Origin of the sequence: Streptomyces cinnabarinus (assembly GCF_027270315.1) — a bacterium.
GTDB lineage: Bacteria > Actinomycetota > Actinomycetes > Streptomycetales > Streptomycetaceae > Streptomyces > Streptomyces cinnabarinus.
In genome coordinates, this window is sequence record NZ_CP114413.1 from 950,204 (window position 1) to 976,287 (window position 26,084).

Here is a 26,084-nt window from a genome sequence, read left to right on the forward strand (position 1 = left end):
CTCAGTTGGGGCCGTTGGGCACCTTCAGCCGCTCCCAGGTCACCCGCCCCGGGATGCCGTCGGCGTCCTTGCCCTTGAAGCCCTGCTTCTGCTGCCAGACGGCGTAGGAGCGACGGTCGGCCTCGGTCCACTCCGGACCGGGGCCCTCCTCGTACCGGCCGCACCCCTCGGCGACGAGTCGGCGCCCCATCGCCGTGATCACCTGCGACTTCTGCCCGATGTGGAAGAAGCCGCTGCCGGGGAAGGGCTCGAACGACGGCTTGGGCGGCGCGGGCTTGGGATCGGGAGACGGAGTCGGGACCTTGCCGCCCAGGCGCTGGGCGATCCGCTTGCGCATGCCGTCCATCGTGAAGCCGCGCGGGTCCTGCTTGCCCGGCTGCCACTCCTTGTGCCCGATGACGGACCGCTCGCTCCAGCCGTGGTGGCGGCAGATCGCGGCGGCCGCCTTCTCGATGGCCTCCTTCTGCGCGTCGGGCCAAGGGTCCCTGCCGTCACCGAGGTTGACGCACTCGAAGCCGTAGAAGTGCCGGTTGCCGTCGGTGTCGGCCTCGTTGTCGGCGGGCAGCCGCGATTCGTTGACCACGGCGCGCAGTACGTCGCTGTCGCCGAGCCCAGCGTGGTTGGCGCGGCCGTTGCCGACGAGGTGGACATGGCCCTTCTTGTCGATGACGCCGTGGCACAGCGGTCCGGGCAGGCCGGAGTAGCCGTCGTAGCAGATATCGACCGAGGCGTTGGTGCCGGAGGTGACGGTGTGGTGGATCATCACGCCGTTCACCGGGCCCCAGGGGCCCTTGCTGTTGCGGTTGTGGGAGCGCCAGCTGCGCACCTCGTGGACCGTCAGGCCCTCGGCGCGCAGGATCTCCACCAGCTTGGACGCGCTCAGCGGCTTGGCCATCACTTGTCTCCTTCCGCCGCGGCCTCGGCGTCGGCCGTCGTGTCGGACCGTCCGCCGGAGGGGTCCTCGGCGGCCTGTTCCTCACGGCGTGCCTGTTCCTCCGCCACGAGCGTGGCCTCGTCCGCCGCGGGGACGCTGCTGGCCAGCGGGCCGAAGGCGAGCCGCAGATCGACGGCGCCGTACTCGCCCTTGACCAGGGCGAGGGGCGCGAAGTGGCGGGCGATGCCGGCGGGCGCCCGGAGCAGCGGGCGGCGGGCCGGGTCGACGGGCCACTCGACGCTGCCGGTGGCAGTGCGGGCGGGGATGATCCAGTGGTCGCCGGTGCGGTAGGCGCCGTCCTTGGCGAAGTAGACCTCCACGCCGTCCTCCAGCGGCAGCCACTCCCCCTCCGCGACGGGCACGGCGCCGCCGCGCAGTGCGGTCGTACGGCCCTTGCGCTTCGGCCCCTCGTGATGGTCCCAGCGGCGCAGGAACGGGTTCAGGTGGGGCAACCTGCCGACGCCGGGATCCGGTTCGGCGGAGAGGCGGACACGACGGCCCGGCAGGTCCAGTTCCTCGACACGCAGGAGCGGCCGGGCCGCGAGCCGGGAGGCGTGGGCGGTGTCCGTGAGCTCGACGAGGTCACCGACGTCGAGGTCCAGCTTGGTGTCGTGCCCGAGGGACGCCAACTGCACCCAGGTGCCGTCGAGTTCGTCGACGGGGAAGACCACCGAGCCGTTCTCCCTGGACCACTTGAAGGTGGCCTCCTCGGCCGCGCCGCCCGCGTGGATCTCGACGCGGTAGAGCTGGTTCTCCGGGCCGCGGTAGCGGGCGTCCGGCTTGACCAGGCACGGGTCCTCGTCGGCGTGGTCGGGCCGTTCGCTGCGGGCGGCGAGCCGGGCCGAGGGGGCGGCCTGCCGTGCGGCCCACCGGTCGAACGCGGCGCGCACGACCTCCTTGGACGGTTCGGCGTCCTCGATTCCCAGCGCGGTCAGCGACAGCGGCAGCACCTGCCAGACGACCTTGACGCGGGCGGCGGTGTCCGGCAGCGAGGCGCCGAGCGCGACCTCGCGCAGCGCCGGGTCCTCGGCGGCGCTCACCGCGCGCTCCCACACCTTCAGGTAGACGACGAAGGGGGCCTGGGCGGGCGAGGGCAGCCGGTCGCCGGGGCGCTCGGGGTCGAGGTGGGCGTCGGGCTGGTCCCAGTACGTCCAGTGCGCGGGCGGCTCGGTGCTGTCCTGCACGTCGGTGTCCTCGTCGGGCACCGGGATCCCGGGCGCCGGGCGGTCGGCGTCGCACAGGATGCCGTCGACGTAGTAGCGGCCGCCGTGGACGAACAGGGTGTCGATCTCGTGCCGTCCGCCCACGTACTCGATGCGGAACCCGGTGGCGTCGCGCGGGCCGCCGTGCCGTCCGATCAGGTCGGCGGCGAGGGTGCGGGCCTGGTGGAGCTGGATCGCGGTCTGCTCGTTGGTGTCGGCGTCGAGCTGGACGCGGCCCTGCTGGGCGATGACCGCCGAGTAGTGCCGTTCCGGCCGGAACGTGAGACGGGAGAGGTCAGCGTGCATGAAGGGGGTCCCCCTGGTTCGGGAAGGTGCGGTTCAAGTCGGTGGCGGTGCGGCTCACGTCGCGAAGTAGATCCCGGCGTCCGCGCCGGCCGGGGTGTACTCGGCGAGCCTGGCCCGCAGTCCGTCCTCACGCTGCGGCCGGTACAGATCGTGGAAGGAGCCCAGCTCGGCCCCGTCGTCCGCGCCGCGCCGGATCTCCTGCGGGCACCGGTCCGCGAGCAGCCCGTACCAGGGCGTGCCGTAGCGCTCGGACGCGAACAGCGGCCGTACGTCCGTGACGCAGCGGAACCTGCGCGGCGTACGGGAACCGGCGGGGACGTAGGAGTGGCGCAGGCAGCCGATGCCGCGGCGGGCGACGTGGAGGCGGCCGGTGAGGATCGAGTTCTCGGCGATCCGCACGGCGTGGGTGTGGATCTCGCCGATGACGGTGGTGCGGTGCAGATGGAGGACCGCATGGGCGTGGCGGCAGTCCGGGGCGGAGAGGGCCTCGCGGTCGTGGCCGGTGGCGTCGAGGACGCTGTCGCGCAGATGGATGTCGAGGGGGTCCTCGCTCACCTCGTCGCCGATGACCTCGATGGTGCCGAGGACGCTGTGCTCGACCTGGAGGCAGGCGGTGGTGCGCTCCAGGACGATGCTGGGCTCCTCCGGCGAGTGCGGGTCGCACTCCGGTTCCAGCGACCAGCCGGGGACGAGAGTGGAGTGCCGTAGGACGACGGCGCCCATGGGCCCGGTGACGTTGATGCCGCGCCCGGCGACGAGGAGTCCGTCGAGGGTGATCCGCGGCCGCTCGTGCGGGGCACAACTGTCGTCCACCGCACGGATGTTGAGGGCATCGGGCCGGTTGCTGTACCAGTCGAGCAGGCGGATCACCGGCCGGGTGCCCTCCGCCGCCCGCAGTTCGAGGCGGTCGCCCGGGTCGAGGTCGAAGTCGAGCTGTTCCTGGTAGGCGCCGCTGTGGGTGATCTCGATGACGCCCGCCCGGTCCGGCCCGCGTTCGCTCTGCCAGGCCCGGTAGGCGTCCATGATCTGCCGGTACGGCTGTCCCGGCCCGACCCGGTAGACGTCGGCGTCGGGACGCGGCACGCGGTCGTGGCGGTCGTACTCGCCGCCGCCCATGTCGGCGGCGGACGCGTAGTGGTAGTCCACCCAGACTCCCTGCCGGGGCGCGGTCCGCGAGCCGAAGGCGATGCGGCCCAGCTCGGGGTCGACGGCCACCTGTCCGCGCTTGGGCCGGTAGCGCCAGTCCGAGAGGTCGGTGACCACGATGTCGGCGGGCGGTACGGGCTGGTCCTCGCCGTCGCGCCGGATGACGAAGCTCTTGCCGGGGCCGTAGTAGTCCAGCAGCCGGTCGTGGAGCCGGCGGCGGCGGACGAACGCCGGGACGTTGTCGATCGTCGCGATGTGGGTGGGCGACGGTTCCGGGAAGGGCTTGGTGACCAGCGGGGTGTCGTTGCCGAGGATCGAGAAGGTGTAGAGGTTGCGGGCGCGGTCGATGCAGTACGCCGGGGACGAGGTCAGCGAGTGCGCCTTGAGCCGCCAGACGAACAGCGCCACTCCGGCCGGAGTCAACCCGCCTTGCCGCTGGGCGGAGTCGGCCCGGCGGACGTCGACCGTGCGGGCCGTCGTGCCGAAGGGGCCGCCCGCGAGATCGAGGGCGGAGTTGTCGCGCAGGTCGAGGAGGCGGCCCCGGCCGGTGTCCCGGTGGAGCTTCACCGACTGGTGGTGGGCGACCAGCCGGGACAGCTCCACGGCGCGGGCGGGCCAGCCGGCGACCTGCTCGGAGATCTCCTCCAGCAGATGCGGGGTCCCCTTGCGGCGCCGGTTGCCGACGGTCGCCGCCACGTCCGCGCGCGGGGCGACGGCCTGGGCGAGCGCGGCGCGGCCGCCGTCGTGCAGGCCGGTGGTCAGGACGCGCTCGTACCCGGGCAGGGTGCGGTAGCCGACCAGATCGCCCAGGTACGGCAGCACCCAGGGCGCCGCGGTCTCCACGAACAGGTCCTCGTAGCCCTGCTCGACCCCGTCGCGGACCCGGTCGAGCTGTTCGGCCATGACCGCGAGCAGCTCGCGCAGCGCGCCGCCCTCCTCGGCGTCCCGCAGCAGGTGCCAGCGGGGCAGCAGCGCGGCCAGGGCGTCGGGCTCCGCGGACACCGCCGGCTCGGACTGGACGTCGCGGGGTATCACTTGACCTCCGTCAGGATCAGGGTGTCCGCGGCCTTCGGCGCCAGCAGGGCGAGCTGGGCGGGGCGGATACCGCGGAAGACGAACACCGTGCGGCCCTGGGGCAGGCGCCGGGTGACGGTGATGTCGGGGTTGAGGCGCAGGAGTTCGGCGAGCGGGAGGCCGTAGCGGCCGGAGATCTCCGACAGCGTCTCGCCGCCCTCGGCGCGGACGGTGTGGACCTTCTCCTCGTACGTCGCCGGGTGCGCCGGGACCGAGGCCCTGGGCGGGCCGGGGTCGGTGAGGATGCCGGTGAGTTCCTCGGGGGTTGCGGAGGCGGGGACGCCGGTGAAGACGTCGACGTCCACATAGTCGACGCCGGGCACGGAGTGCGCCGTGGCCAGCACCTCGGAGAGCCGGGCGGGCCGCCCCAACTCGCGTCCCTCGTAACCGAGTCGGCGCAACAGCGCCTGGCGCAGCCGGGGTTCGACGGTCTCCCAGGCATGGTCCGGGGCCACCTTCACCCGGGCGTCAAGGAGCAGCAGCACCAGCTCGCGGGCGTCCACGCGCACCGGGAGGCCCGGGTCGCCGTACTCGGTGAGCGCGCCGCGCAGGGCGTCCAGGGTGTCCGAGCCGTCCAGCGGTACGTCGTCGGCACCGGCCACCGTGACGTGCAGGACGCGGCGCCGGCCGTCGAAGAGTTCGCGCGCGGTGGCCCGGCCGATTCCGGCGCGGGAACGGGCGAAGTCCTCGTAGTCGGCGGGCGACACCAGCCGGTCCAGGGCGGACACGGCGAGCGGGATCGTGCGCCGGGTGAGCCCGGGTCCGTCCGCGTCCGAACCGCCCTTCGCGGGCAGGGGGTTGGTGACCCGGGTGACGCCGAGCGGCCGGGTGAGCGGCTGGGTGATCCGGTCGGCGGCGACGTTGGCGGCCTTGCCGGTGCCGAAGCGGTAGCGGGCGCGCACGTTCTCGTGCCCGGAGGGCAGCCGCGCGCCGTGCACACCGTCGCCGAAGGTCACCGTCGTACGGCCGTCAGCGGTGGAGCCGGTGATGTACACACGCTCGGTGGGACCGCGTCCGGCGAGGCTGTCGACCTCGTGCCAGCGGACGCCGTCGACCCGGATCTCCAGCACCGCGGTGGCGCCGAGGGGGTTGTCGGCGGCGAGCCAGGTGAGCGGGGACTGCCACAGCGCGAAGGTCTGGTTCACGCGGTCGGAGTCGCCGCTGCCGATGGCCTCCTCGCGGCTCTCGCCGTGGGTGGCCTCGACGACGTTGCCGAGGATCCGCACGCTGTCCCGGCGGTAGCGGTGGGCGAGGCGGGTGGTGAGGGTGAGCCGGGTGTGCAGCCGGTCGCCGGGGAGTTGGGGATCGACGGCCGGGTCGGCCGTGGCGACGGTGACGGCCTCGGTGGCCGCGACACCTGCCGTGCCGGGGATGTCGCTCCGCTCACCGGTGACGATCAGCGTGCGGCCGGGCCGCAACCCGTCGTACAGTTCGGCGAGTTCGATCTCGTCGCCGTGCACGTCCTCGCCGAGGGGTTCGTCGGCCAGGCGAAGCGCCTCCCCCGCCGCGTGCACGGTCGTGTCCCGGATGTGCGAGAGCAGCGCGTCGAACTCGTCCAGCCACGGGTCGGCGAGGGTGAGTTCGGTGCCCCGGCCGGTGATGCCGTAGTTGGTGTACGCCGCCGTACGGGCCGCGACCACCTGCGTGGTGACGAAGGCCAGCTTGGCGTCACCGGGTACGCCCTTGCCCTTCGCCGGGCGCTGGATCGCCACCCAGCTACCGACGGTGATCCCGGCGTGCACGGTGTCGAGCTGGAGGATCCGGCGGTTGACGGGTTCCGGCTTGGAGGCGATGACGACCTCGACGTTGGGCTCGGTGCTGCCCACCGTGTACCGAACGCTGACCTCGTAGTCGCCGTGCGTGAACTGCTCGTCGGCGCCAGGGCGTACGGGGATCTGCTGGGCGGTGCCGTTGTGGATACCGACCTGGATCACCCCGTCCTCACCGGGACGGGACACGAACAAGGTCCGCTCGGGCAGCCCCGAGTGGAAGCGGGCCGTGACCCCCGGCTCCTGGGAGTCGGCGGGCCTGCGGTTCAGCCAGTTCAGATCCCGGTCCTGCCCGGAGCGAACGGACAGCTCGACCTGCCCGGCGCCGAGCGGGAACCGCACCGGCTGGGCAACCGGCAGATTCTCGCTGCGCTGGTCCGATCCGCTGCCCTCGACGTACTGGAATTCGGCCCGCACCGGCACCTTGCCCGCCGGATCGAACACGACGCGCATGCTCGCCAACACGGCCCCGGTGAGCGGCCAGTCGGCGGTACGGATGACCCGCCCCCGCTCGTCCTGAACGGGCTTGAGCGGCGCCGTGGCCCCGAAGGGGGCGGCGGTGACACGCAGGGCGAGGAGTTCGCGGAGGAGGTTGGGGGTGGTGGGGGAGGCGGCCTTGCGCAGGGCGGCGTGCAGCGTGGGGTGCAGCGCAGCGAGGAGCCCGACGGGGTCGGCACCGGGACGGGCGGGGCTGGAGGAACCAGGGGTAGCACGAAGGGCGGGGAGAAGGGCGCTGAGCGCCTGATAGGCAGCGGCCCGCGAATCTCCCTCCAGGTGCGCGGGGCGTGACATTGTGCGGCTCCGCCGCGCGGGCGCGACCAGCCCCCGCGGCGCCGCAGACGAATCACTCTGCGCAGGCGCCAACTCAAGCGCCCGCTCACCGAGTTCCGCAAGCACCGCTTCCAACTGCTCGAACCAGGCGGCCACCTCCTCATGAGGAGCCGCCAACACCTGAGCCTCACCCAACCGTGCAACAGGCTCGACAAGCCGAGCCGCAAGCCCCTCAGGACTGGTGACCCCGTCCAGGTCACCCCGCAGGGGCGCCAGCACCTGATCCTCGAAGTCCTCGATCAGCCGACTGACCGGACGCCCCTCATCCGCGATCCGCCGCCGCACTTCATCGACGAGTTCCTTCAAGGTAGGCGGAGGAGACTTCGGCAGAGAGATCGCCGTGATCTCGTCGTCCCGGTCCACCCGCGCCTTCGCGACCGGAAGCAACACCCGCTCCCCGCCCGCCTGCTCCCCGAAGACGAAGAGCAACTGATCCCCGGCCTGCAGGGAGTTCGCGGTCCCCTCGACGAAGATCTCGGACCGCCGCTCCAGATCAGAGGGCGACAGCGGCGACGGCCGACGGCGACGCACCTTCAGCTCGTTGAAGTCCCAGCGAGCCGTGAGGTCACGGCTGGTCTCGAAGGTCTGGGACTGCTCGTCGGCGGACGCGGGAACACTGTGGCTCCGGGCCCCGCGCGGAATGACAACCGGCAGCGCCTCGGCACGAGCGTCTCGTTCCAGCGTGTACGCCAGATACGTGTCCGCGGCCACCCCGGGCCGCGCCCGGTGCCCGACGAGCCGCCCGAGCAGCGCCAGCGAACGGTGCTCGTTCGCCGTACGGAGATACGCCTCGTCGGCGATCCGCTCGGAGTGGAAGGTGAGCAGGTCACCGAGGACCGCGGTGGCGTCGAGCAGGCCGATCGCCGGGTCATCGGGGGTGCGCACGGTGAGCCCGTCGAGCGCGGGGTACGCCGGTGAGGCAAGGCGGTCGAGGAGGGCGGTCAGGAAGGAGCCGTAGTCGCCGACGCGGTAGTCGAGCGCGGTGCGGCCGGGCGGGTTGTGGAGCGGGGCGGGGGCAAGGCGCTCGTCGTGGCCGCCGCACGCGCCGCCGCAGGAACAGGCCTGGCTCATCGGGCGCCTCCCAGGGATATCGCCAGTCGGCCGTTCTCGGGCCAGTCGGGGTTGTTGTCACAGGTGGCGATCTCCAGCGGGCCGAGCCGCAGCACACCGTCCTCCCTCTCTCCACGGTCCTGCTCGAACAGCCTTTGCAGCCGGGTCACTTGGACGCTCTCCACGCCGGGCACGGCCGCCGCGACGGCGACCAGTCGGCTGAGCCGGACGGGCTCGCCGAAGGTCTGGGTGTCCGGGTGGAAGAAGCCGCCCCGGCCCGCGCCGAGCACGCGGTACAGCTCGGCCAGGATCTGCCCGTGCTGGTGACCGGGCAGCGCGCACACGGTGAGCGCGATGTCCAGCGGGACGAGCCGGGCGGGGCCGACGACGAGGTCGTGGCCGATGCGCCGGTACGCCTCCAGGGCCTGGGTGACCGCGTCGAGCAGTTCCGGTGTCGGCGCGCCGCTGCCGAGGGCGTCGACGGCGATGTGCGCCTCCTGGACGCTGCCGGTCCAGCGGAGTTCGGCGGCGGCGCGCTGGACGCCGGGCAGGGCGCCGGCGAGGGTCGCGTAGTCCTCGGCGGTGACCGCGCGCAGCCGGGTGCGGCGCAGGTCGAGCGGGGCCAACTGGCGCACCTGCTCCAGGGGTTCGGGGTCGCTGCCGCCGGTGGCGGGCAGCGGGTTGCGGACCACGGCGGCGGGCGGGTGCTCGCAGTCGCGGGCGACGACGAGGTGGTTGATGGCCTCGGCGCCGACATTGCCCGCGGTGCCGCCGCCGAGCCGGTACACCGCGGTGAGCCGGGCGCCCGGAGTGGGCCGCGCGCCGTGCCGCCCGTCACCGAAGCGCAGGGCGAGCCGGCCGTCGTCCTCCAACTCCCCGACGAAGTACCGGTCACGGGACCCGCAGTCGAGCAGGTCACGGCGCGGCCGCCACACCAGGTCCTCCTCGTGCAGCCGTACGGCGGGCAGGGCCTGGCGCGGGTCCTGGGCGAGCGCGGCGGTCGCGGAGCCGCGCAGCACGGGCTCGCCGGGGTGGAGTCCGGCCGCGTACGACGGACCCCAACTGTGCGCGATCTCCCAGGCGATGTGGGCGTCGAGCACGGTTCCGGCGCGGGCGCGGGCGGTGAGGACCTTGACGCGGCGGAGCTTGGTGTCGAGCAACCGGTCGCTGCGGTGCAGGAGTTCGCGCAGGGCGCGCTCGGGGTGGCGGCGCAGTTCGAGGCGTTCCAGGATCTTCAGGCCGTAGACGACGGTGAGTTCGGTGATCTCCTCCTCGCCGAGGCCGTCCCGGTCGCGGGCGCTGCGCCACAGCTCGACCAGCCGCTGCCGGATCCGGCCGGGGATGGCGGCGATCCGCTCGGCCTGTCCGGCGGCGATCGTGCCGGGGTCGGGGAAGGGCACGGCCTGGGCGACGGGGGTACGGCCGAGGAGGGGCCGGAAGCGGGGCCGGATCCCCGGGTAGACGGACTGGGCGAGCAGTCGGCGCAGGGCTGCGGCCTGGGCGTAGGCGGTGCCGGGGACAACCTGTTCGTGGCGCTGTCCGGCGCGCTGGAGGCCGAGTCCGGCCCGGGTCGTGGGCCGTTCGCCGACGACGGTGAACAGCTCGCGGATGTCGTCCGGGCGCAACAGCGCACCGGATTCCGTCTGTTCCGTCAGGGAGCTGATGAGCCGGGCGGGCGCGTTGCCCTCCTCGGGGTCCCAGCAGCCGAAGGCGGGCCGGTCGCAGGGGGCGACCACGGCGGGGTCCTGCGGCACGGTGAAGGTCTCGGGCAGGCCGGTCAGGGTGCGGCCGTGGTCGACGAGGACGACATTGCCGCGGGCCAGGGTCACGTCCTCGACGGGCAGGCAGCCACGTCCGCCGCGGGTGGTCAGGCAGAGCGGGAAGCGCAGGGCGTCCTCGGCGGCCCAGGTGACCTCCAGCACGGGCTGGTCCTCGATGCGGTCGACGGCGGGGGTGACGGAGACCAGGCGGACGGCCTGGCGGTGGGCGGGGTCGGCGTCGCCGGGAGTGCCGGTGCGCGGGCCCTTGACCTCCTCCAGGATCAGTACGTCCCCGGGCCGGAGGTCGAGCCGGCGGTCCCGGCAGGTCTCCGGGTCGACCCAGTCGTCGCGCAGGGTGGCGGCGGTGGCGCCCTTGGGGAGCGAACACGTCTCCCCTCCCCAGGTCCACAGGCGGATCGCGTTGTGGGCGACGCGCAGGTCGAGCGGGTCGGCGGTGACGACCGGTTCGAAGACCTCCACCGAGCCGCGCTCCTCGAGGTCGCCGAGGTCGCTCTCGTCGACGACGGTGCCGGGCTCGGGGCGGTCGTGCGGGTCGAGGGTGCGTACGTCGACGGAGGCGAAGCGGTAGGTGCCGGGGGCGAGGGTGTGGTCGCCCGCGGTCTCCACGGCGACGTAGGCGCGGGCCGCGCAGCCGTCGTGCATCGCGTAGTCGATGAGCCGGACATGGCGGCGTACGGAGACCCGGCGGCGCGCGGTGTCGAGGTAGGCCTCGGTGGCGACCGCGTCCTGCTGATAGCTGATCAGGTCGCCGGTGTGGGCGAGCAGTTCGACCAGGGTCATGCCGAGGTCGGCCGGGTTGCGTTCGACCCAGTCGGGGGTGGTGAGCGCGAGCCGGTCCAGCAGGAGCTTGCGGATGGTGTCGTAGTCGCGGGCCGTGTAGTCGATGACGGGCGCCGCCGGGAAGGCCCCGTCGCCGTGCTCCTCCTCCTTGCAGTCGAAGGGGGTCGGGCAGTCGGGCAGGAAGGTGAACTCAGCGCTGTGATAGCGCTGATCGAAGCCACGGAAGGGGTCCGTGCCGGGGCGGCCGTAGGGGTCGGCCTCAACGAGGGAGAGCCGGTAGCGGGAGGTGTCCCCGGCGCGGTCGAGGGTGACATGGAGCCGGTCGTCGAGTTCGGGGTCCTCCTCCCGTTCGACGCTGAGGTCGACGGCGGTGATGCCGGTGATGCGGCGGCCGCCGTCGACGCGGACGTTCTCCGGGCCGAGGCCGTGCGGGGCCTTGCCGAGGAAGGTGACGGTGAGCAGCAGCCCGTCGTCGCTGACCTCGACGGCGTCGACTCCGCCCAGTTGGGCGGCGCGCACCTTGGTACGGCGGCTCATGCGGCGGCCCTCCCTTCGAAGACGTCGTCGCGGCGGGCGCCGGTGGCGCGCAGCGCGTAGGACAGGTGGACGCGGACGGTGTGGTCGTCGCCGATCACGTCGAGGGCCTCGACGTCGATGAGGTCGCCGAGCCAGCGCTGGAGCGCGGCGTGCACGGACAGTTCGAGGGTGCTGACCAGTTCCGGGCTGGTGGGCGCGAAGACCAGGTCGAGCAGTCCGCAGCCGAAGTCGGGGCGCATGACGCGCTCGCCGGGGCTGGTGAAGAGGAGTTGCTCGATGAGGTCGTGGACGTGTTCGCCGTGGGTGGCGTGCGCGGTGCGTCCTCGGCGGTCGGGCCGGAAGGGGAAGGCGATATCGCTGCGGGTGCGTGGGCTCATCGGACGGTGACCTTTCGCTGCGCGGCCTGGACGACGGGCGGTCCCTGCGGGACGAGGGCCGCGCTCAGGCACTGGGCCGCGGAGGTGTCCAGCAGCACGGGCGCGCCGGCTACCGTGACGCCGGTGCCGCCGTCGGGGCTGAAGCGCACCGCGACGCAGGGCGTGGGCACGCCGTCCACGGTGTGCGGGCAGCCGGTGACGAGGTAGTGGTGCGCGGCCGTGACGGCGGCCAGGCCGTCGACGAGCACAGCGGCGGTCGGTGAGGTGGCGGCGCTGGCGCGGCCGCCGTGCGGGCAGCCGATCACGGCTCCCGCGTCGAGCAGACTCCCGGACAACTTGGTTCGTCCCCCGTCTTCTATCGCTTCGAGAGCACGGTCAACTGGCCCTCGTTGATGGTCACTTCACGGCCGCGCAGGATGACCTCGGCGCCCGCGCCGGTCGCGATGACCACGGCTTCCTGGGTGATACGGATGTACGCGCCACCCTGGGCCTGGAGGAGGATCCCCTGCTCGGCGCCGGGCGTGTCGTTCATGACGAGCTTGTGGTTCCCCGGTGTCTGCACGACGACCGGCTTGCTGGGTGAGTTCGCCTGGAGCTCGCGGCGCGCGTCGGGCGGCAGCTCCTCGGCGGCGCCGTACCAACAGCCGGTCCACACCGGGAAGCTGGGGTCGCCCTGCTCGAACTCGACCCAGACGCCGGTGCCGGGCGGCGGCACCACGAACTGGCCGGCCTCGGGTCCGGTGAACGGCAGACAGGGCAGCGCCCAGGTGGACGGCTCGTCGCCGAGCACGTCCGGGACCTCGACGGTGATCCGGCCGATGCGCAGCGGATCGTCGTTGTCGACGACCCGGCCGCGGAACTTGCCGAGGTAGCGATTGCTGGGTGCCGCCATGGTGGTGAGCTCCTGAGGGGTGAATCGAGGGTGTTACGGCCGTACGTAGTCGCTGCGGGCCTCCAGGCCCTCGCGGGAGAGCGTGAAGTTCTGCTGGTACGAGCCCGGACGGAGGTTGTGGGTGACGGACTTGACGTAGTAGTCGCCGTCATAGGCGCGCCCGGCGCCGCGCACACCGACGAGCTGGCGGGGCTGGAGGAGATAGCCGTAACGGTTGACGTCGAGGGAGCCGGAACCGGAGACGACGTCGGCGGAGACCGCGGCGCGGGCCAGCAACTCGGCCTCGGCCTGCTCGCGTTGCTGCTTGGCAGTGCCGGACAGCGTCCTGCGCTTCAGGGCCGGGGTGGGCCGCCTGCCGAGGGGCGGGCGCAGGGGGCTGATCGACGGCTGCGGGAGCAGCGCGGACTGCCGGGTCTCGGGGTTCTGCCAGCGAGCCTGCGGTTCCTCGCGGGCGGTGCCGTCGTAGGCGAACGTCAGCTGGTCCACGGTGGAGTGGGCGTCCATGTTGACGTTGAGGGCGTGCTGGCGGATGCCGAGGCGGACCTCGGGTCCCCAACGGGCCGAGGACTGGCCGGGGTTGGGGCCGGGCTCCAGATAGAAGGTGTAGCCGTTGGCGCGGGCGAGTTCGGTGACGTACTGGAGATCGGTGCCCGTCTGGTAGTGGACGCGCAGGTCCTGGTGCGGGGGCTGGGCGACCTTCTCGGTGTAGACGTCGGGCCGGACGCCGTAGTCGGAGTAGCGGCGCAGGATGGCCAGGGCCCGCTCGGAGGGCGGCAGGTTGGGGTAGGAGGCGGTGCGCTCCTCCAGGTCCATCAGGAGCGTCAGGTCCTCGCCGGTGACGGTGAGGGTGGAGTGTCCCGGACGGTTGCTGGCACCGACCTCGTGGCGGACGATCAGCCCATCGAAGAGCACCTCCGCGGTGCCTTTCACACTGACCGTGACGATGATCCGCGTCTTCGGGTCGAAGAACCCCTCGGGCAGCAGGCGCCGGCTGATGATGCCGTTCTTGGTGAGGTCGAAGGCCAGCTGGAAGCCGCTGCGTTCGCCCGCGGTGGCGGTGATCTGGGCGGTGAGCAGCGCCTCGGTGACCTCGGCGGGGACGGGCCGGGCGAGCTTGGGTCCCATGAGGAGGGTGAGATGGACGGGGCCCTGCCCCACGGGCTGCTCAGACACGCCGGTCTCCGCGGGGGAATCCGCCGGTCAGCGGGATGCCGATGACACGTCCGGGCTCGTCCGTCAGCTCCTCCGGATCGAGTACGGGGTTGGCGTCGGCGATCTGCCACCACTGGGCGGGGTCGCCGAAGTAGCGCTGCCCGAGCAGATCGGGGCGCTCACCGGCGGCGACGGTGTGACCCACGGTCTCGCCCTCGTCCTGGTCGAGCGGTGGGAGCAACCGGCGCTTGGTGTACCGGACTTCGGTGCCGTCGGGCCGCCGGTGGATGCCGATCTCGGCATCGTGGTAGCGGCTGGTGCGGGGGTAGGGGTGGGCGCCGGGTATCGCGTCGAAGGCGTTCTCGTACGGCTCGGTGTCGGCCATGGGTGCGACTCAGCCCCTTCCCGTGAAGGCGTTGGTTCCGGCGAGCCCGAGCCCGCCCGTGCTGCCACCTCGCGCAGCGGCGGCAAGCCGCTCCTTCTGCGCGAGGTGGGCGAGGTAGAGGTCCGCGCCCCGATGGCCGGCCGGGAGATCACTGACGGTGAGGATCTTCAGGCCGACGGAGAGGGAGGCACGGATCGGGTTGAGGTTCACGTCGAACGCGGACTCGTTGACGGAGAGTTCGGTGAGCCGTACCGGCATCACCCGCTTGCTGCCCCAGGTGAACAGGGTGAGTGGCATCTCGATCGGGCTGATCTCGATGGCGCCCTTCTGCGACAGCCTGCTCGCGGCGCGCAGTTGGGCGGTGGTCGGCTGCACCAGCATCTCCAGCGTGGCGAGCTGGGGATGGATCCCGTCGGGCGCGGCGATCTCGAACTGGTCGGTGGCGTCGATCTCGGCGGTGAACTTCCAGGTCTCCTGCGCGGGGCCCTTCAGCCGCAGGGCCTCGTTGCGGTCCCCGCTCCCGGTACCGCCGCCTCCGGCGTCGGCGCCGTCCCCCGCGGACTGGGGCGCGACGCTGCGCTCCAGGGTGTCCGGGTTGAACTGCAGCACGATGACGCGTTGCGGGGCGCCGGTGTCGGGGTCGACGACGACGATGCCGGAGCGGATCGGCTTGGGGATGTCGGCGTAGCGGGTCACAGGCGCTCCTCCAGGCGGGCGCGGAGGTCTGTGTAGTCGTGGGCGGGGAAGAGGCTGGGAAAGACGTCGAGCATTTCCGTGAGCCCTTCCACCAGCGGGAAGAAGCCCTCGCCGCACAATTCCGGTGCGCAGTAGAGGTACTGCCAGCCGATCACGCCCTTGGTGACCATCACGGTCTCCAGATAGGCGGGGTAGTCCAGCTCCATGGGGATGGCGCCCTGCCGCATGTCGAAGAACCAGATCTCAGGGTTGGCGGCACCTGGGGTGGCCCGCAGCAGGGACATACGGCCGGAGCCGGTCTGGGGGTTGTCGTCGATGATCCGGAGATCCTTGTAGAGGGCGCGCTCGACGTCGTCCTCGCCCTTCCAGAACCTCGTCATCCGCATATTGCCGATGGCGCTCAGGATGTGGCGGATCTTGAACTCCCCGACGAGTGCCGTTTCGGGGCGCCGGTAGCGCCAGGCGGCATCGACGCTGCCGTAGCGGAAGAAGCAGTCCTGGATCTGGCGGCTCAGCGGCAGTCCGTCGTCCTCCGCGAGTTCCTCGAAGACCGACTCGGCGTCCTCGAACAGAGCGATGATCTCTTCCAACTGCGCGACGTGCACATCGAGTTCAGGGGCCTTCCCGATCTCCCGGAGGAGTTCGGCGCAGCGCGCCTCGAACGGGTACCGGAATTCTTCCTCGTTGTTCGCAGTCATGACACCGTCCAGCTCACTTCGTTCTCATCCATCGGGCCAACAGCTGGCTGCGCGCCTTGACGAAGGGTTGGTTCGGGGATGTCGACGTAGCGGGTCACAGGCGCTCCTCCAGGCGTTCACGCAGCCGCGTGTAGTCGTGCTGCGGGAACAGCTCCGGGAAGTGGTCCAGCATGGCCCGCATCTGGTCGGCCGTATGCCGGAGGTCGACGCCCCTGAGCGACAGGCCGGTGAACAGGTACTGCCAGCCGTGGGTGCCCTTGGTGACCGCGAGTGCTTCCAGGTAGCCGAGGTAGTCCAGGTCCATCCGCTGGGCGCCGAGGCGGTCGTCCCACATCCAGATCTCCAACGGAGCGGTGTGCGGCATCAGTCTGACCAGGGCGACCTGACCGGTGCCGGAGTGCGGGTGACCGTCGATCTGCCGGAACTGCGCGAGCAGTTCCCGCTCGTCGGGCGTGGAACCCTCCCAGGCCAGCGGTGGCGCCGGATCGAAGATCGCGCGGTGGAACTGCGGGACCCGGAACTCGCCGGTGAGGTCCGGCGCGGCGTCGGTGCCGCGCCAGTGGGCGGCGATCCGGCGCAGCCGCGGCGCCTCCTCGGTGATCCGCGGGTCCACGGTGATGTCCGCCAGTTCGGGGAGGAGTTGCGCCGCCTCCATGGCCTCGGCGGCGAGTTCGGCGGGGGTGATGCCGTCCGGGCCCTCGGCCTCGCTCTCCACCGTCGCTTCCTGGCGCGAGACGGCGATCTGCGGGCACGTACCGAGTTCGTCCAGGGCCGACAGGAGCAGTCGTTCGTAATGGTTCGGGGATGCGATGGTCCCCTCGGGGGGCGTCATGGTCAGACCTCTTCTTCCAGGGTGATGCGGCCCTCTTTGATGCCGTTGAGGATGTTCGCGAGCCGGCGCTCCTTGTCGCGCAGGCGCCCGCCGCGCCGCTTGCTCCGCTCGTGCCGGGCGACGGCCTTCGCGATGTCCAGGGTGGTGTGGAACGGGCGCGCCTTGACCAGGACGTCCACGAACTCATCCGTTTCCCGCAGCATGCGCCGGATCTTGTCGGCGGGGGCCTTGTTCAGGAACAGCCGGCGTTCCTTCGACGGGGGGTCCGGTGTCTTGGAGTACGGATCGGTGCGCGGTGAGTCGTCCTTCTCCCACCTCTGCTTGGGCCGGTTCTCCCAGTACACGCCCCAGGACGATTCGATGAAGTCAGGGAAGCCCCGCGGCACCGGCGCACCGTGATAGCTGACCTTCGACTCGTACCAGATCATCTGCTCCTCGCCGGTGTGGGCAAGGTGCAGCGCGTCCTTGGCATGCTGCTCCACCCCGTGCAGGAAGGGGGTGTTCACACCCGGGCCACTGGCGGGCACGAGGTTCTTGCCGCGGGCCGGGCCCCCGATGGCGTCGGGCAGCAGATGCATCTTCACCCAGCGGTCACTGGGATCGTCGTTGAGGTCGTTGTCCTCGATGTACTGCCAGCCGATGGGCTGGTCGTCCGGTGCGGCGCTGGCTGGTGTGCCCTTGCTCCCCTTGTTCAGGTACTCGGCGGTGAACGGGTCCGCGGGCGTGGACGCGTTCGGGAAGGGCGGGATCCGCGGCTCCGGGAGCGGCACGGGGTGCGGTCGCTGCTTCAGATACCCGGCCAGGACGTCCAGTTCCCCCCGCAGCCTCACATAGGCCGGCCGCCAGTCGGCGCGGAGCTTCTCCTGCTCCTCGCGCATCACCTTCGCCGGCAGCGTGTCCTGGAGCGCCTCCGCCCGCTGGTAACTGGCCCGCGCGGCCTGGATCGCGGACTTCTGGGCCGCCCGGTCCGCCGCGTCGTCGACCTGGGCGAGCTCGCTCTCCCAGGCGTCGAGGAAGGCGGGCACCCGGCTGGGCGCGCTGTGCACCTGGAGGTCAGCCCGGGGTCCCTTGCCGTGGAACATCAGCGTGTGAACCGAATCGGTGTCGTCGCGGAACCGTGCCTTCGGCAGCGTCAGATCGCGGGTGTTCCGCTCGTCACGGCGCTCCCGACGGTCGCGCTCACGCTTGCGGGTGCGGTTGTCGCGCAGCCGGTCCTTGCGGCGGCGCCATTGGTTGCGCAGCCTGCGCAGCCGGTCGTTCAGCCGGTTGCCGAGCTTGCGGCGGGCCTTGCCGTACAGCTTGCGGCCCGCGCGACGGGCGCGGTTCACCGCCGACTTGACGGTCTGGCGGGCGCGCCGGACCCGGCCGGGGCCGCGGTCACGGGTCCGCCGGTCGTCGTCCGGTCGCCGGTCGTCCTTGCGCGTGGAGCGGTCGTCCGTGCGGTCCTTGGTGTCCTTGCGGTCGGTGTCCGGGCGGCGCCGGTCGGTGCGCAGAGTGTCCCGGGCCGGGCCGCGGCGCTCGGGGCGGGTGGTCCGCTCCTTCATGTCGTCGTCGCGGGTGCGGCGTTCGGCGTCGCGGGCGCGGCGGCGGGCGGCGTTGACGTCCCGGCCCTCCTCGCGGCGTTCGGCGTCGTCGCGGCGCTTTTTGGGGCGGGTGGTCTGGGAGGTGCGGGGCTTCTTCTCCGCCGAGGAGCGCTTGCCCGGCCGGGGCTTGGACGGGGGGCGTGAGGTCTTGTCCGGGGACGGCTTGCGCGGGGCGGGGCGGTCGGCGGGACGGGTCGGGGCGGCGGGCTCGTCGTCCTTCGGCCGGTCGCCGTCCTTGGGCTTTTGGTCCTTCGGCTTGTTCGGTGGGCTGGGCTCCCCCGGCTTGCCGGGATTGCCCTTCTTCCGGCGGATGTTCTTCAGCATGTCGCCGAGCCGGTCGGCAACCTTGCCCATGAACCGGCCGACGCCCTCGATCAGGAACGTGTACACCAGCTCCAGCAGGGCCACGACACCCGCGGCGACCGCCTTGGCGAAGGGCAGGGCGCCGTTGCCGCTCTTGACCGACTTCAGGAAGTCCATGAACAGGCCGAAGGCGGCGAGGATCTCACTGAGCGCACCCCAGGCGGTCTGGAGCGCGTCGATGATCGCCATGACCCAGCCGGCACCCGGAATGAGCTTTGCGACGACCTTCTCGAGCACCAGGACCCCGATGATGACCGGGAGTTGGGGCACCGCCTCGTCCCAGGCCATCTGCGCCATCTGATCGACCGTCACACCGCCGTCGATCAGGGCCTGGAAGTCCTCCATCGGGATGCCGATGATCTCCTGGACCTTCTGGTTGAACCAGGCCTTGACCGCCGTCTTGATCTCGTCGAAGAGATGGTCCCTGGCACCGGTCTCGGCGGCCGCCCCGGCCTTGCTGATCCAGTCGCCGGGGTCGGAGACGATGTCGTTGAAGATGGCCGCCCACTCGCCGAGCGCCGCGACGGCGGCGGCACCGAACTCCAGCGCGCCGACGGTGACGGTCTCGGCGATGTCGACGGCCGCGAGCAGCCCGGTCTCCAGCAGGTCGAGCCCGGCGAGCAGCGCCCCGCACAGCCCGTCGAGCAGCTTCCCGGCGACCTCCTTGAGGGCATCGGCGAACTGGTTGACCTTCTCCACGGCCCAGTCGCGCGCGCCGTCGATGGTGTTGCGCCACTTGTCGCGCATCGCCGGGTAGTCGGCGAGGAGTTCGTCACCGAGGGCGATCAGCGCGTCGGCAAAGGTGTTGATCTGGTCGATGACCCAGTTGCGGGCGTCGTCGATGAGCTTGAAGACGTGCTGCTTGAACTTGTCGATGAGCTCGGTGACGGCCTGGCGGGCTTTCTCGAAGATGCCCTTGATGGCGTTCTTCAGGCCCTCGAAGAACTCCTTGAGCTTCTCGATCGCCTCTTCGAGCCAGTTGTCGGCGTCGTCCTTGCCCTCGTCCTGCTTCTTCTCCGCATCCCGTTCGGCGTTGGTCTGCTCGGTCTCGATCTGCTTGTTGTCGTCCTCGGTGCGCTTGTCTACGTCCTTGTCGGTGTCCTCCTCCTTCTTCGTGATGTCCTTGCGGACCTGGTCGTACCTCTTGCCCTTCTTGCCGTCGATCTCCGCGACCTTGTCGTCCTGCTCCTTTCGCCAGCGGTCGCGGGAGTTGGCGACGTCGTCGCGGCCCTTGGCGCGGGCGTCCGCCTGCTTCTTGCCGCTGGCGGTGACCTCGCGCTGGAGGTCCTGGTCGTACTGTCCGCGGTCGTCAGCGGCCTTCTTGTCCTTGGCCCGGCGCTCCTGCGTCATCTTCTGGCCGCCCTGGGCGAACCCGGCGCGGATCTGCGGTCCGCGGTCGTGCTCGGCGACGGCGGAGGCGGATTCGATGGGCACCCCGCCGGACACCGACCGGGGGCCGCTCGCCTTGGCGCCGCCCTTCCCGCCGGGCACCTTGCCGGTCAGCGTCTCCCTGGGGACGTCCGGGTAGATCTGGTCCTCGCCCATCGGGCGGGCGGCGTCGTCCCGGCCGGCGCGCTGGAGTTCGCCCTTGCGCTCGTCGAGCTTCTGCCCCTGCTCGTCGGTGCGCCGGGGGTCGGAGTCGTCCTCCAGCGGCAGCCTCGGTGCGTCGCCGACGCGGGCGTTGCGGAGTCCCTCGTCCTGGGTGGGCAGGCCGAGGATGGAGTCGATGAGGTCGTCGAGCGGCAGGATCTCCTTCAGGAGCTTGCCGAAGAGCTGGGCGCCGATGGTCACCGCGATGTCCCACCAGCTGGGCTCCGGCACGTTCGCGCCCGGCACCTCCCCTTCCGGCCTCTGCTCGCCTGCGATCTCGGGCGTGCTGCCACGGGCCGCCTCGGTGCGGGCGACCTTGGCGTTGGTGTACGTGCCCGGAGCCGCCGCCGTCGGACCGCCGGGCACCGTCCTCGGGGAGCCGGAGGGGCGCTGCGTCTCGGGCGGGGCCTTGCGCAGGGCCGTGCGTTCCTTGTCGACCGAGCGGCCGACGGCGCCGTCCACGCCCTTGAGGGTCTCCAGGGCCTGGTGCGGCTTCAAGCCGGCCGCGGTGGACAGTCCCGCCTCGGGAGTGGCGTTCGATACGTCCGGGGCCGGGGCCTCCTTCCTCGCCTTGCCGGGACCGGACACGGCGCCCCGTCCACCGCCGCCGCGGCGCACGGGAGCCGGGGCGGAGGGCGTACGGCTGCCGCCGCCCCCGCCGCGCCGGGCCGCCGCCTTGGCCGCCTGCCGCTTGGCTCCCGTCGGTTTCGGCCGGGCCGCCGGGCTCGGGGACTCGACGGCCTTCGGGGTGTTGGTCCTGGGCTCGGGGCCCGCGGATCTGGGGGCTGGGCCGTTGCCCGCCGCGAGTTCGGGCGCGGCAGCGGGGCCGGGTGTGGAGACACGCTCGGGGCCGGTCTGCGGGGACGGGGTGGTGGCGGGGCCTTTGCCTTCGGTGACGTCAGATCCGGCGGGCGCGGGGGTCTCCTGGCCACTGGGGGTCTCTGCCGGAGTCTGGGTCTCCTTGTCAGCGGGGCTTTCCGCTGTTTCGTGATCCGTCTTGGTGTCCCGGCCACCCGGTGCAGCATCGGTTTTCGACCGGCTCTCCGACGCGGCGGAGCCGCCACTCTTCTCAGGCGCGCCGGATCCGCCGTCGCGGGCCGTACCGCCCGACGCTGCCGGACCTGAACCGGACGTCGCGCTGCCCGTCTCCTGGCGCCGGGCGTCCTCGCCCGCCTTGTCCAGCTGCGCCGGAGCGGCTGTCTCCCCGGTCGCGGGCACGGCGGAGCTCCCCGCCTCGTCCGCGTTTCGTGCCTCCTCATCGCGACGGCGTGCTTCGGCGTCCTCGGACCGCTGCCTGTCCGCGTCCCGCCCGGCCGAGTTCTGGCCCGACGGTCCGGCGGACTCCCGACCCGGCCCCTCCGAGGTAGCGGCGGTACCGGGCGCGTCCTCCGCCCCCAGATCCTGCTCCGCCGAAGCGGCGCCGAGGAGTTGCTCGAGTTCCTGGTCCTCGGCTCCGTCCTCCTCGGTGCGCGGCGCGGTGTCCGCCCCGGGCTCCTCGATGGCGAGGTCCGGAATCGGTTCGCCGTCGGGCGACGCCACGACGACCGGCGACGGCGCGCCCTTCTTCCGGCGTCGCTCGGCGGGCGTCATGTTCTTCGGGTCGTCCCGCTCTCCGGCGAGGTCGACGGCCTCGCCGGAGCCGCCCGCGCCCTGCTCCTCGTCGTCGCCGTCGGACTCCGCCTCGGCCTCGTCCGTGGGCTCCGGTTCCAGACCCAACGGCTCGTCGTCGACGTCCTCTTCGTTCGACGGATCTCCCACACTCCGGAACCGCCGCGTCTCACCACCCACCCTGGACCGCTCCCCCGGCTCCGCACCGCTGCGGTCCACCGTGGCGGGGGCGGCGGCGCGTGCGGGCTCCGGGGCCGGGGCGGGCTCGGCCGCAACCTGCTGCGTGGGCTGCTCCTCGACGGCCTGGGAGTCCTCCTGCGCCTCCTCTGCCTCGCTCGACGCCTCCTCAGCCTCGGTCTGCTCTCCCTCGGCCTTGCCCTGCAGGTCCTTCTGCGCGCCTGCCTCGTCCCGCGCTGACGGCTGTTCCTCCTGCCGCGCACCTGCGCCGGCCTGCTGAGGCACCCGTGCCGCGTCTTCGGAGGCCCCTGACTCCGCCTGCTCGCCCTCCTGGCCCTCCTCGCCCTCCTGGCCCTCCTTTTGGTCCCGCGCCCCCGGCTCCGCCTCAGGCCTCTCCCGCTCGCCCTCGACCTCCTCAGCCCCGCCCGGCACAGCCCCAGGCGCCGGAGCCGCGTCCAACGGCAGCGGCCCCTGTTCCGTCTCCTCGATGAGGCCCACCAACCGGTCGACGACAGGCGTGGGCAGCCGTACCTCAAGCCGGTCCAGTACGACGTCCTGCACTTCCGGCGCCAGTTGCGCCAACTGCAACCGCACCCGGCCCGACCGATCCTCCGGATCCCCCCGCAGCGACCGCAGCAGCCCATTCGCCAGCCGGTCCACCAGGGTCGCGGGGTCCAGCTGCTCCATGCGGCGCCGGTCGGCGTCGACGGTGGCGTACCGGAGCCAGCCCGGGGTCGCCTGACCCTCCGAGACCTCCGTCGGACCGGCCGCGTCGGTCTGCCGTACGAGATCCTGGGCCGCCGATTCCGCCTCCCGCTCGATGGCCTGTTGCGGGAGGCTCACCGCGCCCAGGTCGCGGCCCGCGCGCAGGGTACCGAGGCCGTGCGGGTTCTGGACCGTGTGCAGGAGTTCGTGGGCGAGCAGGCGCATGCCTTCGTCGGTGCCGGGCTTGAAGGCGCTCTCGCGGAAGAAGACCTCCTGGCCGACCGCGACCGCGTCCGCGCCGAGCAGGTCGGTCAGCTGCCCGGCGTCACGGCCGGTGTGGAGGCGGACTCGGCTCAGGTCGTGGCCGAGGCGTTCCTCCAGCTCCCGGCGGACCCCGGGGTCGAGGGGCTGTCCGGCGCCGCTGACGATGTTCTTGGGTTCGGGAGTACGGGACTTGGCGGACCGTTCCTTGCGCTTGCGGCGGCGCTGTTCTGCCGTCTGCTCGGAACCGGCTTCCTGGGCACGGGAGTTGCTCATCGGGTCACCTCCCCGTGGCCGCTGAGCCCTTGGTGCACCGCGCGGGCGAGTTCCTGGCCCAGGCGCCGGGCGGAGAGGCCGGCGGGCAGCGGCGGCAGTCCGCTCAGCGCGTCGACGCTCACGGTGCCGTCCGCCGCCAGGGGGACGCCGTGCGCGCGGATCAGCCGGGACAGCTCGCTCTCGAAGGCGGCGGAGACCCGCTCGGGGTCCACCCGGAAGCCGGTCACGGCCAACTCCCCCACGTTCACCCGGATCTCACTCGGCTTCACACCCATCCGCGCACCTCCGCCGGCGTCAGGGAGCGCTCCAGCTTCAGGTACTCGGTGCGGGCGGCGGCGAGCATGTGCCGCATCTGGAGCCGGTCGTCCTCCTCGGCGGCGAGGAAGGCCCCGGACAGGGCGATATTGCGGATCGAGCCGCCCGCGACGGTGAGTTGGGCGAGGAGGGTGGGGTCCAGGTCCTTCACCGGGGCCTGGGCCGGGATCACTCGTCGCCAGATCTCGGCGCGCTCGTCCTCCGCCGGGAAGGGGAAGTCCACTACGAAGCGGATCCGGCGCATGAAGGCCGTGTCCAGGGCCTTCTTCATGTTGGTGGTCAGGATGGCCAGGCCGCGGTACGCCTCCATCCGCATCAGCAGATAGCTGACCTCCAGGTTGGCGTACCGGTCATGGCTGTCCTTGACCTCGCTGCGCTTGCCGAACAGCGCGTCGGCCTCGTCGAACAGCAGCAGCGCGCCCCCGCGTTCGGCGGCGTCGAAGACGCGGCGGAGGTTCTTCTCGGTCTCGCCGATGTATTTGCTGACCACCTGGGAGAGGTCGATCACGAAGAGATCCAGGCCGAGTTCCCTGGCCATCACCTCGGCGGCCAGGGTCTTGCCGGTGCCGGAGCCGCCCGCGAACATCGCGGTGACGCCGAGGCCGCGGCGCAGGGTGGCGGCGAATCCCCACTCCTGGTGGACGGTCGCCCGCTGCCGGACGTGCGCGACGATCTCCCGCAGCACACCGGTCTGGCGTTCGTGCAGGACCAGGTCGTCCCAGCCGGCCTGCGGTTCGATCCGGCGGCCGAGCTCGTCCATGCCGACGCGGGCCTCTTCGAGCCCGGCGCGCCAGGCGAGTTGGGCGGCGTCGAGGCGGTCCTCGAAGGGCAGTCGGCGGCGCACGGTGGCGGCGGCCGAGCGTACGACGTGCGGGGGGAGCTGGAACTGGGCGATCAGGGAGCGCAGTTCGGTGTCGTCGAGGTCTGCGACCGGCTGGAACGCGTCCGCCCAGAGGGTGAGTTGCTCGTCGTCGTCCAGGCGCGGCACGGTCACCCGGGCCGCGTGGGCGCGGTCGGTGCGCAGCGGGTCCTCGCTGGACACCGCGACGGGTACGGCGGCCGCGGCCAGGAACGCCTCGGTGGCCGCCCGCTGGTCGCGGTCCAGGTCTCCGGCCGCCACCAGGAGCGCGGCGGGCAGCAGGATCGCCTCGCGCTGCCAGAGGCGGGCGAGGGCGTCGCGTTCGGCCGGGTCGGCCGGGATGTCCTCGGCGGCGGCGGTGTACAGGCCGAGCCCGGCGCGGGCGGCTGCGGCGGCCGCAATGTCGGCCCGGCTGCGCGGATCACCGCCGGTGATCTCGACGACCGGTGGGGTGTCCGGTCCGCCGACGGTGGTCCAGCCCTCGGCGACGCGGCTCGCGGCCAGGTCGTAGGAGGGAGGCAGTCGGTCCGGGGCGGGGGTGCGGCGCAGTAGGCCGTGCAGGCGGGCATCCAAGTAGGGGGAGCCCAGCAGGAAGTGCAGGATGCGTTCGTCGAGGCGCAGCCGGGTGGTGGTCAGGCGGGCCGCGTCGTCGAGTTCGACGATTCGCCAACGGCGCAGCGGGGCGACCGGAGTGAGGGCGCTCCAGTGCGGTTCGGCCAGCGCGGCCAGGGCGAGGGAGAAGGTGGGGTACGTCCGATCGGGGTCGCCGCCGGCGGCTGCGCAGCGGGCCGATGTCGTGGGCTCCAACTCCTGGGCGGCGGCGAGGAGTACGACGTCCCGTTCGAAGGAGGTGAGCCCGAAGCAGGTGACGAGTGCGTCCAGAGGGACGGGGCCATTGGGCGCGGGGGCGGTCTCCGGCGTCTCCGAGCCCGTCGTGCCTGCCGCGTGGGCGTCGACACGGGCCAGTACGCGCCGGATCTCCGTGGTCAGCGACGAGCTCTCGGCCCGTGTGTCCGTCGTCATGTTCTCACCTGCCCCCGCTCGTCGGTCCGTCGTCTCAGTTCCGCTCGCCGTCGCCCTTACGCGGGCGAGGCGCCGTACTCTTCCTGCGAGTCCGGGCCGGGGTCTTGGCGGGGGGCCTAGCGGCCTTCTTGGCGGGCGTGGTGGCAGGTGCCGCCTCGTCTTCACCTGCTGAAGCCGAGGCCGAATCCGAAGGCTCCTCGACCCGCAGGCCCGCGCCCGGCGGCACCGGTGCCCCCGGCGCCCCGAACGGCAGCACCCGCACCACCGACCGCTGCACCGGCTTCCCGGGCACCGGCGATTCACGGCCGTCGACGAAGACCAGGGACGCCTGGTAGACCACGGACAGCGAGTAGGGCGTCTGGTGGAGCATCCCCCACAGCTTCGACGCCTCGTCGATGTCCATCACGGCCGGTGTGAAGCGCACCCGCTGCACGGCGTCGGCGAGGTCGCTGCCCGCCAAATACGGCCGCTCACCGGCCTGTTCGATGACGTCCTTGGGCAGCACCGGCATCTCGTGCAGGGCGCGCACGACGGCGCCGATCAGCCGCTGGCCGACCAGTTCGGTCTCCTCGCCGTACGCGCTGATCAGGAAGTTCAGGTCGAGGGCGGCGGCGGGGCGCTTGACCAGCGTGCCGTCGGAGGCCCGGGTCGGCAGGTCGTTGTTGCGCTGCGAGGTGTTGGGCGTGACCTGGTACAGGAACACGGTCACGGTCGGCTCGGCGGGCGGGTCGGCGGGCGGCTTGCGGGGCTCCACCTTGACGGCCGCGCCGAACTCCGGCCCCAGGTTCGACTCGATGAGCAGGGCGAGGGCCTGGGTGACATGCGCGATGACGAGTGCGTTGCTCATGACGTCCGTTCCTCGGTTCCCTCGTGGTTCTCGTG

17 protein-coding genes are annotated in these 26,084 nt (G+C 72.2%); all 17 read right to left on the reverse strand.

From position 1 onward, the window contains the following. Position 1 precedes the first annotated feature (1 nt). On the reverse strand, positions 2-895 hold the full coding sequence (locus tag STRCI_RS04475; RefSeq protein ID WP_269657511.1) for a peptidoglycan-binding protein: 894 nt from the start codon (positions 893-895) through the stop codon (positions 2-4). Further along, positions 895-2,442 carry a DUF6519 domain-containing protein gene (locus tag STRCI_RS04480; protein WP_269657512.1) on the reverse strand — a complete coding sequence of 516 codons (1,548 nt, stop codon included), beginning with the start codon at positions 2,440-2,442 and terminating at the stop codon, positions 895-897. Before STRCI_RS04480 ends, STRCI_RS04475 begins: the two co-directional genes overlap by 1 nt. A 54-nt stretch (positions 2,443-2,496) precedes the next feature. Then, entirely contained in the window at positions 2,497-4,623 is a 2,127-nt protein-coding gene (locus tag STRCI_RS04485; RefSeq protein WP_269657513.1) for a hypothetical protein, read from the reverse strand. Then, the gene (locus STRCI_RS04490; protein WP_269657514.1) at positions 4,620-8,333 is read right to left on the reverse strand and encodes a putative baseplate assembly protein; all 3,714 of its coding nucleotides are present in this window, start codon (positions 8,331-8,333) and stop codon (positions 4,620-4,622) included. Before STRCI_RS04490 ends, STRCI_RS04485 begins: the two co-directional genes overlap by 4 nt. Continuing rightward, positions 8,330-11,410, reverse strand: coding sequence for a putative baseplate assembly protein (locus STRCI_RS04495; RefSeq protein WP_269657515.1), 3,081 nt, complete (start codon positions 11,408-11,410; stop codon positions 8,330-8,332). Before STRCI_RS04495 ends, STRCI_RS04490 begins: the two co-directional genes overlap by 4 nt. Next, complete coding sequence (locus STRCI_RS04500) at positions 11,407-11,787, reverse strand: GPW/gp25 family protein (RefSeq protein ID WP_269657516.1); 381 nt, start codon at positions 11,785-11,787, stop codon at positions 11,407-11,409. Before STRCI_RS04500 ends, STRCI_RS04495 begins: the two co-directional genes overlap by 4 nt. Further along, positions 11,784-12,122 (reverse strand): hypothetical protein, encoded by a 339-nt coding sequence (locus STRCI_RS04505; RefSeq protein WP_269657517.1) that lies wholly within the window; start codon positions 12,120-12,122, stop codon positions 11,784-11,786. The genes STRCI_RS04500 and STRCI_RS04505 overlap by 4 nt, the downstream gene beginning before the upstream one ends. Positions 12,123-12,142: 20 nt before the next feature. Further along, entirely contained in the window at positions 12,143-12,679 is a 537-nt protein-coding gene (locus STRCI_RS04510) for a phage baseplate assembly protein V (RefSeq protein ID WP_269657518.1), read from the reverse strand. A gap of 33 nt (positions 12,680-12,712) precedes the next feature. Beyond that, positions 12,713-13,852: a hypothetical protein gene (locus tag STRCI_RS04515; protein ID WP_269657519.1), complete on the reverse strand. Its 1,140-nt coding sequence runs from the start codon at positions 13,850-13,852 to the stop codon at positions 12,713-12,715. Further along, positions 13,845-14,216, reverse strand: a complete 372-nt coding sequence (locus tag STRCI_RS04520) for a LysM peptidoglycan-binding domain-containing protein (RefSeq protein ID WP_269657520.1) — start codon at positions 14,214-14,216, stop codon at positions 13,845-13,847. Before STRCI_RS04520 ends, STRCI_RS04515 begins: the two co-directional genes overlap by 8 nt. A 9-nt stretch (positions 14,217-14,225) precedes the next feature. Then, a complete protein-coding gene (locus STRCI_RS04525) occupies positions 14,226-14,912 on the reverse strand; it encodes a hypothetical protein (RefSeq protein ID WP_269657521.1) in 687 nt (228 codons plus the stop codon). Then, entirely contained in the window at positions 14,909-15,610 is a 702-nt protein-coding gene (locus STRCI_RS04530) for a hypothetical protein (RefSeq protein WP_269657522.1), read from the reverse strand. Before STRCI_RS04530 ends, STRCI_RS04525 begins: the two co-directional genes overlap by 4 nt. A gap of 94 nt (positions 15,611-15,704) precedes the next feature. After that, the gene (locus STRCI_RS04535) at positions 15,705-16,442 is read right to left on the reverse strand and encodes a hypothetical protein (protein WP_269657523.1); all 738 of its coding nucleotides are present in this window, start codon (positions 16,440-16,442) and stop codon (positions 15,705-15,707) included. A gap of 2 nt (positions 16,443-16,444) precedes the next feature. Beyond that, positions 16,445-23,005 carry an eCIS core domain-containing protein gene (locus tag STRCI_RS04540; RefSeq protein ID WP_269657524.1) on the reverse strand — a complete coding sequence of 2,187 codons (6,561 nt, stop codon included), beginning with the start codon at positions 23,003-23,005 and terminating at the stop codon, positions 16,445-16,447. Next, positions 23,002-23,280 (reverse strand): hypothetical protein, encoded by a 279-nt coding sequence (locus tag STRCI_RS04545; protein ID WP_269657525.1) that lies wholly within the window; start codon positions 23,278-23,280, stop codon positions 23,002-23,004. The genes STRCI_RS04540 and STRCI_RS04545 overlap by 4 nt, the downstream gene beginning before the upstream one ends. Beyond that, positions 23,271-25,349: an ATP-binding protein gene (locus STRCI_RS04550; RefSeq protein WP_418953449.1), complete on the reverse strand. Its 2,079-nt coding sequence runs from the start codon at positions 25,347-25,349 to the stop codon at positions 23,271-23,273. The genes STRCI_RS04545 and STRCI_RS04550 overlap by 10 nt, the downstream gene beginning before the upstream one ends. After that, on the reverse strand, positions 25,237-26,049 hold the full coding sequence (locus STRCI_RS04555) for a Pvc16 family protein (RefSeq protein ID WP_269657527.1): 813 nt from the start codon (positions 26,047-26,049) through the stop codon (positions 25,237-25,239). The genes STRCI_RS04550 and STRCI_RS04555 overlap by 113 nt, the downstream gene beginning before the upstream one ends. Positions 26,050-26,084: the final 35 nt, after the last annotated feature.

Excerpts from the sequence above, each read along its gene's own strand:
- STRCI_RS04500 (WP_269657516.1), bottom strand. The coding sequence starts at position 11,787 with ATGAGCCCACGCACCCGCAGCGATATCGCCTTCCCCTTCCGGCCCGAC.
- STRCI_RS04495 (WP_269657515.1), bottom strand. The coding sequence starts at position 11,410 with ATGAGCCGCCGTACCAAGGTGCGCGCCGCCCAACTGGGCGGAGTCGAC.
- STRCI_RS04490 (WP_269657514.1), bottom strand. The coding sequence starts at position 8,333 with ATGAGCCAGGCCTGTTCCTGCGGCGGCGCGTGCGGCGGCCACGACGAG.
- STRCI_RS04480 (WP_269657512.1), bottom strand. The coding sequence starts at position 2,442 with ATGCACGCTGACCTCTCCCGTCTCACGTTCCGGCCGGAACGGCACTAC.
- STRCI_RS04510 (WP_269657518.1), bottom strand. The coding sequence starts at position 12,679 with ATGGCGGCACCCAGCAATCGCTACCTCGGCAAGTTCCGCGGCCGGGTC.
- STRCI_RS04555 (WP_269657527.1), bottom strand. The coding sequence starts at position 26,049 with ATGAGCAACGCACTCGTCATCGCGCATGTCACCCAGGCCCTCGCCCTG.
- STRCI_RS04530 (WP_269657522.1), bottom strand. The coding sequence starts at position 15,610 with ATGACTGCGAACAACGAGGAAGAATTCCGGTACCCGTTCGAGGCGCGC.
- STRCI_RS04475 (WP_269657511.1), bottom strand. The coding sequence starts at position 895 with ATGGCCAAGCCGCTGAGCGCGTCCAAGCTGGTGGAGATCCTGCGCGCC.
- STRCI_RS04545 (WP_269657525.1), bottom strand. The coding sequence starts at position 23,280 with ATGGGTGTGAAGCCGAGTGAGATCCGGGTGAACGTGGGGGAGTTGGCC.
- STRCI_RS04520 (WP_269657520.1), bottom strand. The coding sequence starts at position 14,216 with ATGGCCGACACCGAGCCGTACGAGAACGCCTTCGACGCGATACCCGGC.
- STRCI_RS04540 (WP_269657524.1), bottom strand. The coding sequence starts at position 23,005 with ATGAGCAACTCCCGTGCCCAGGAAGCCGGTTCCGAGCAGACGGCAGAA.
- STRCI_RS04535 (WP_269657523.1), bottom strand. The coding sequence starts at position 16,442 with ATGACGCCCCCCGAGGGGACCATCGCATCCCCGAACCATTACGAACGA.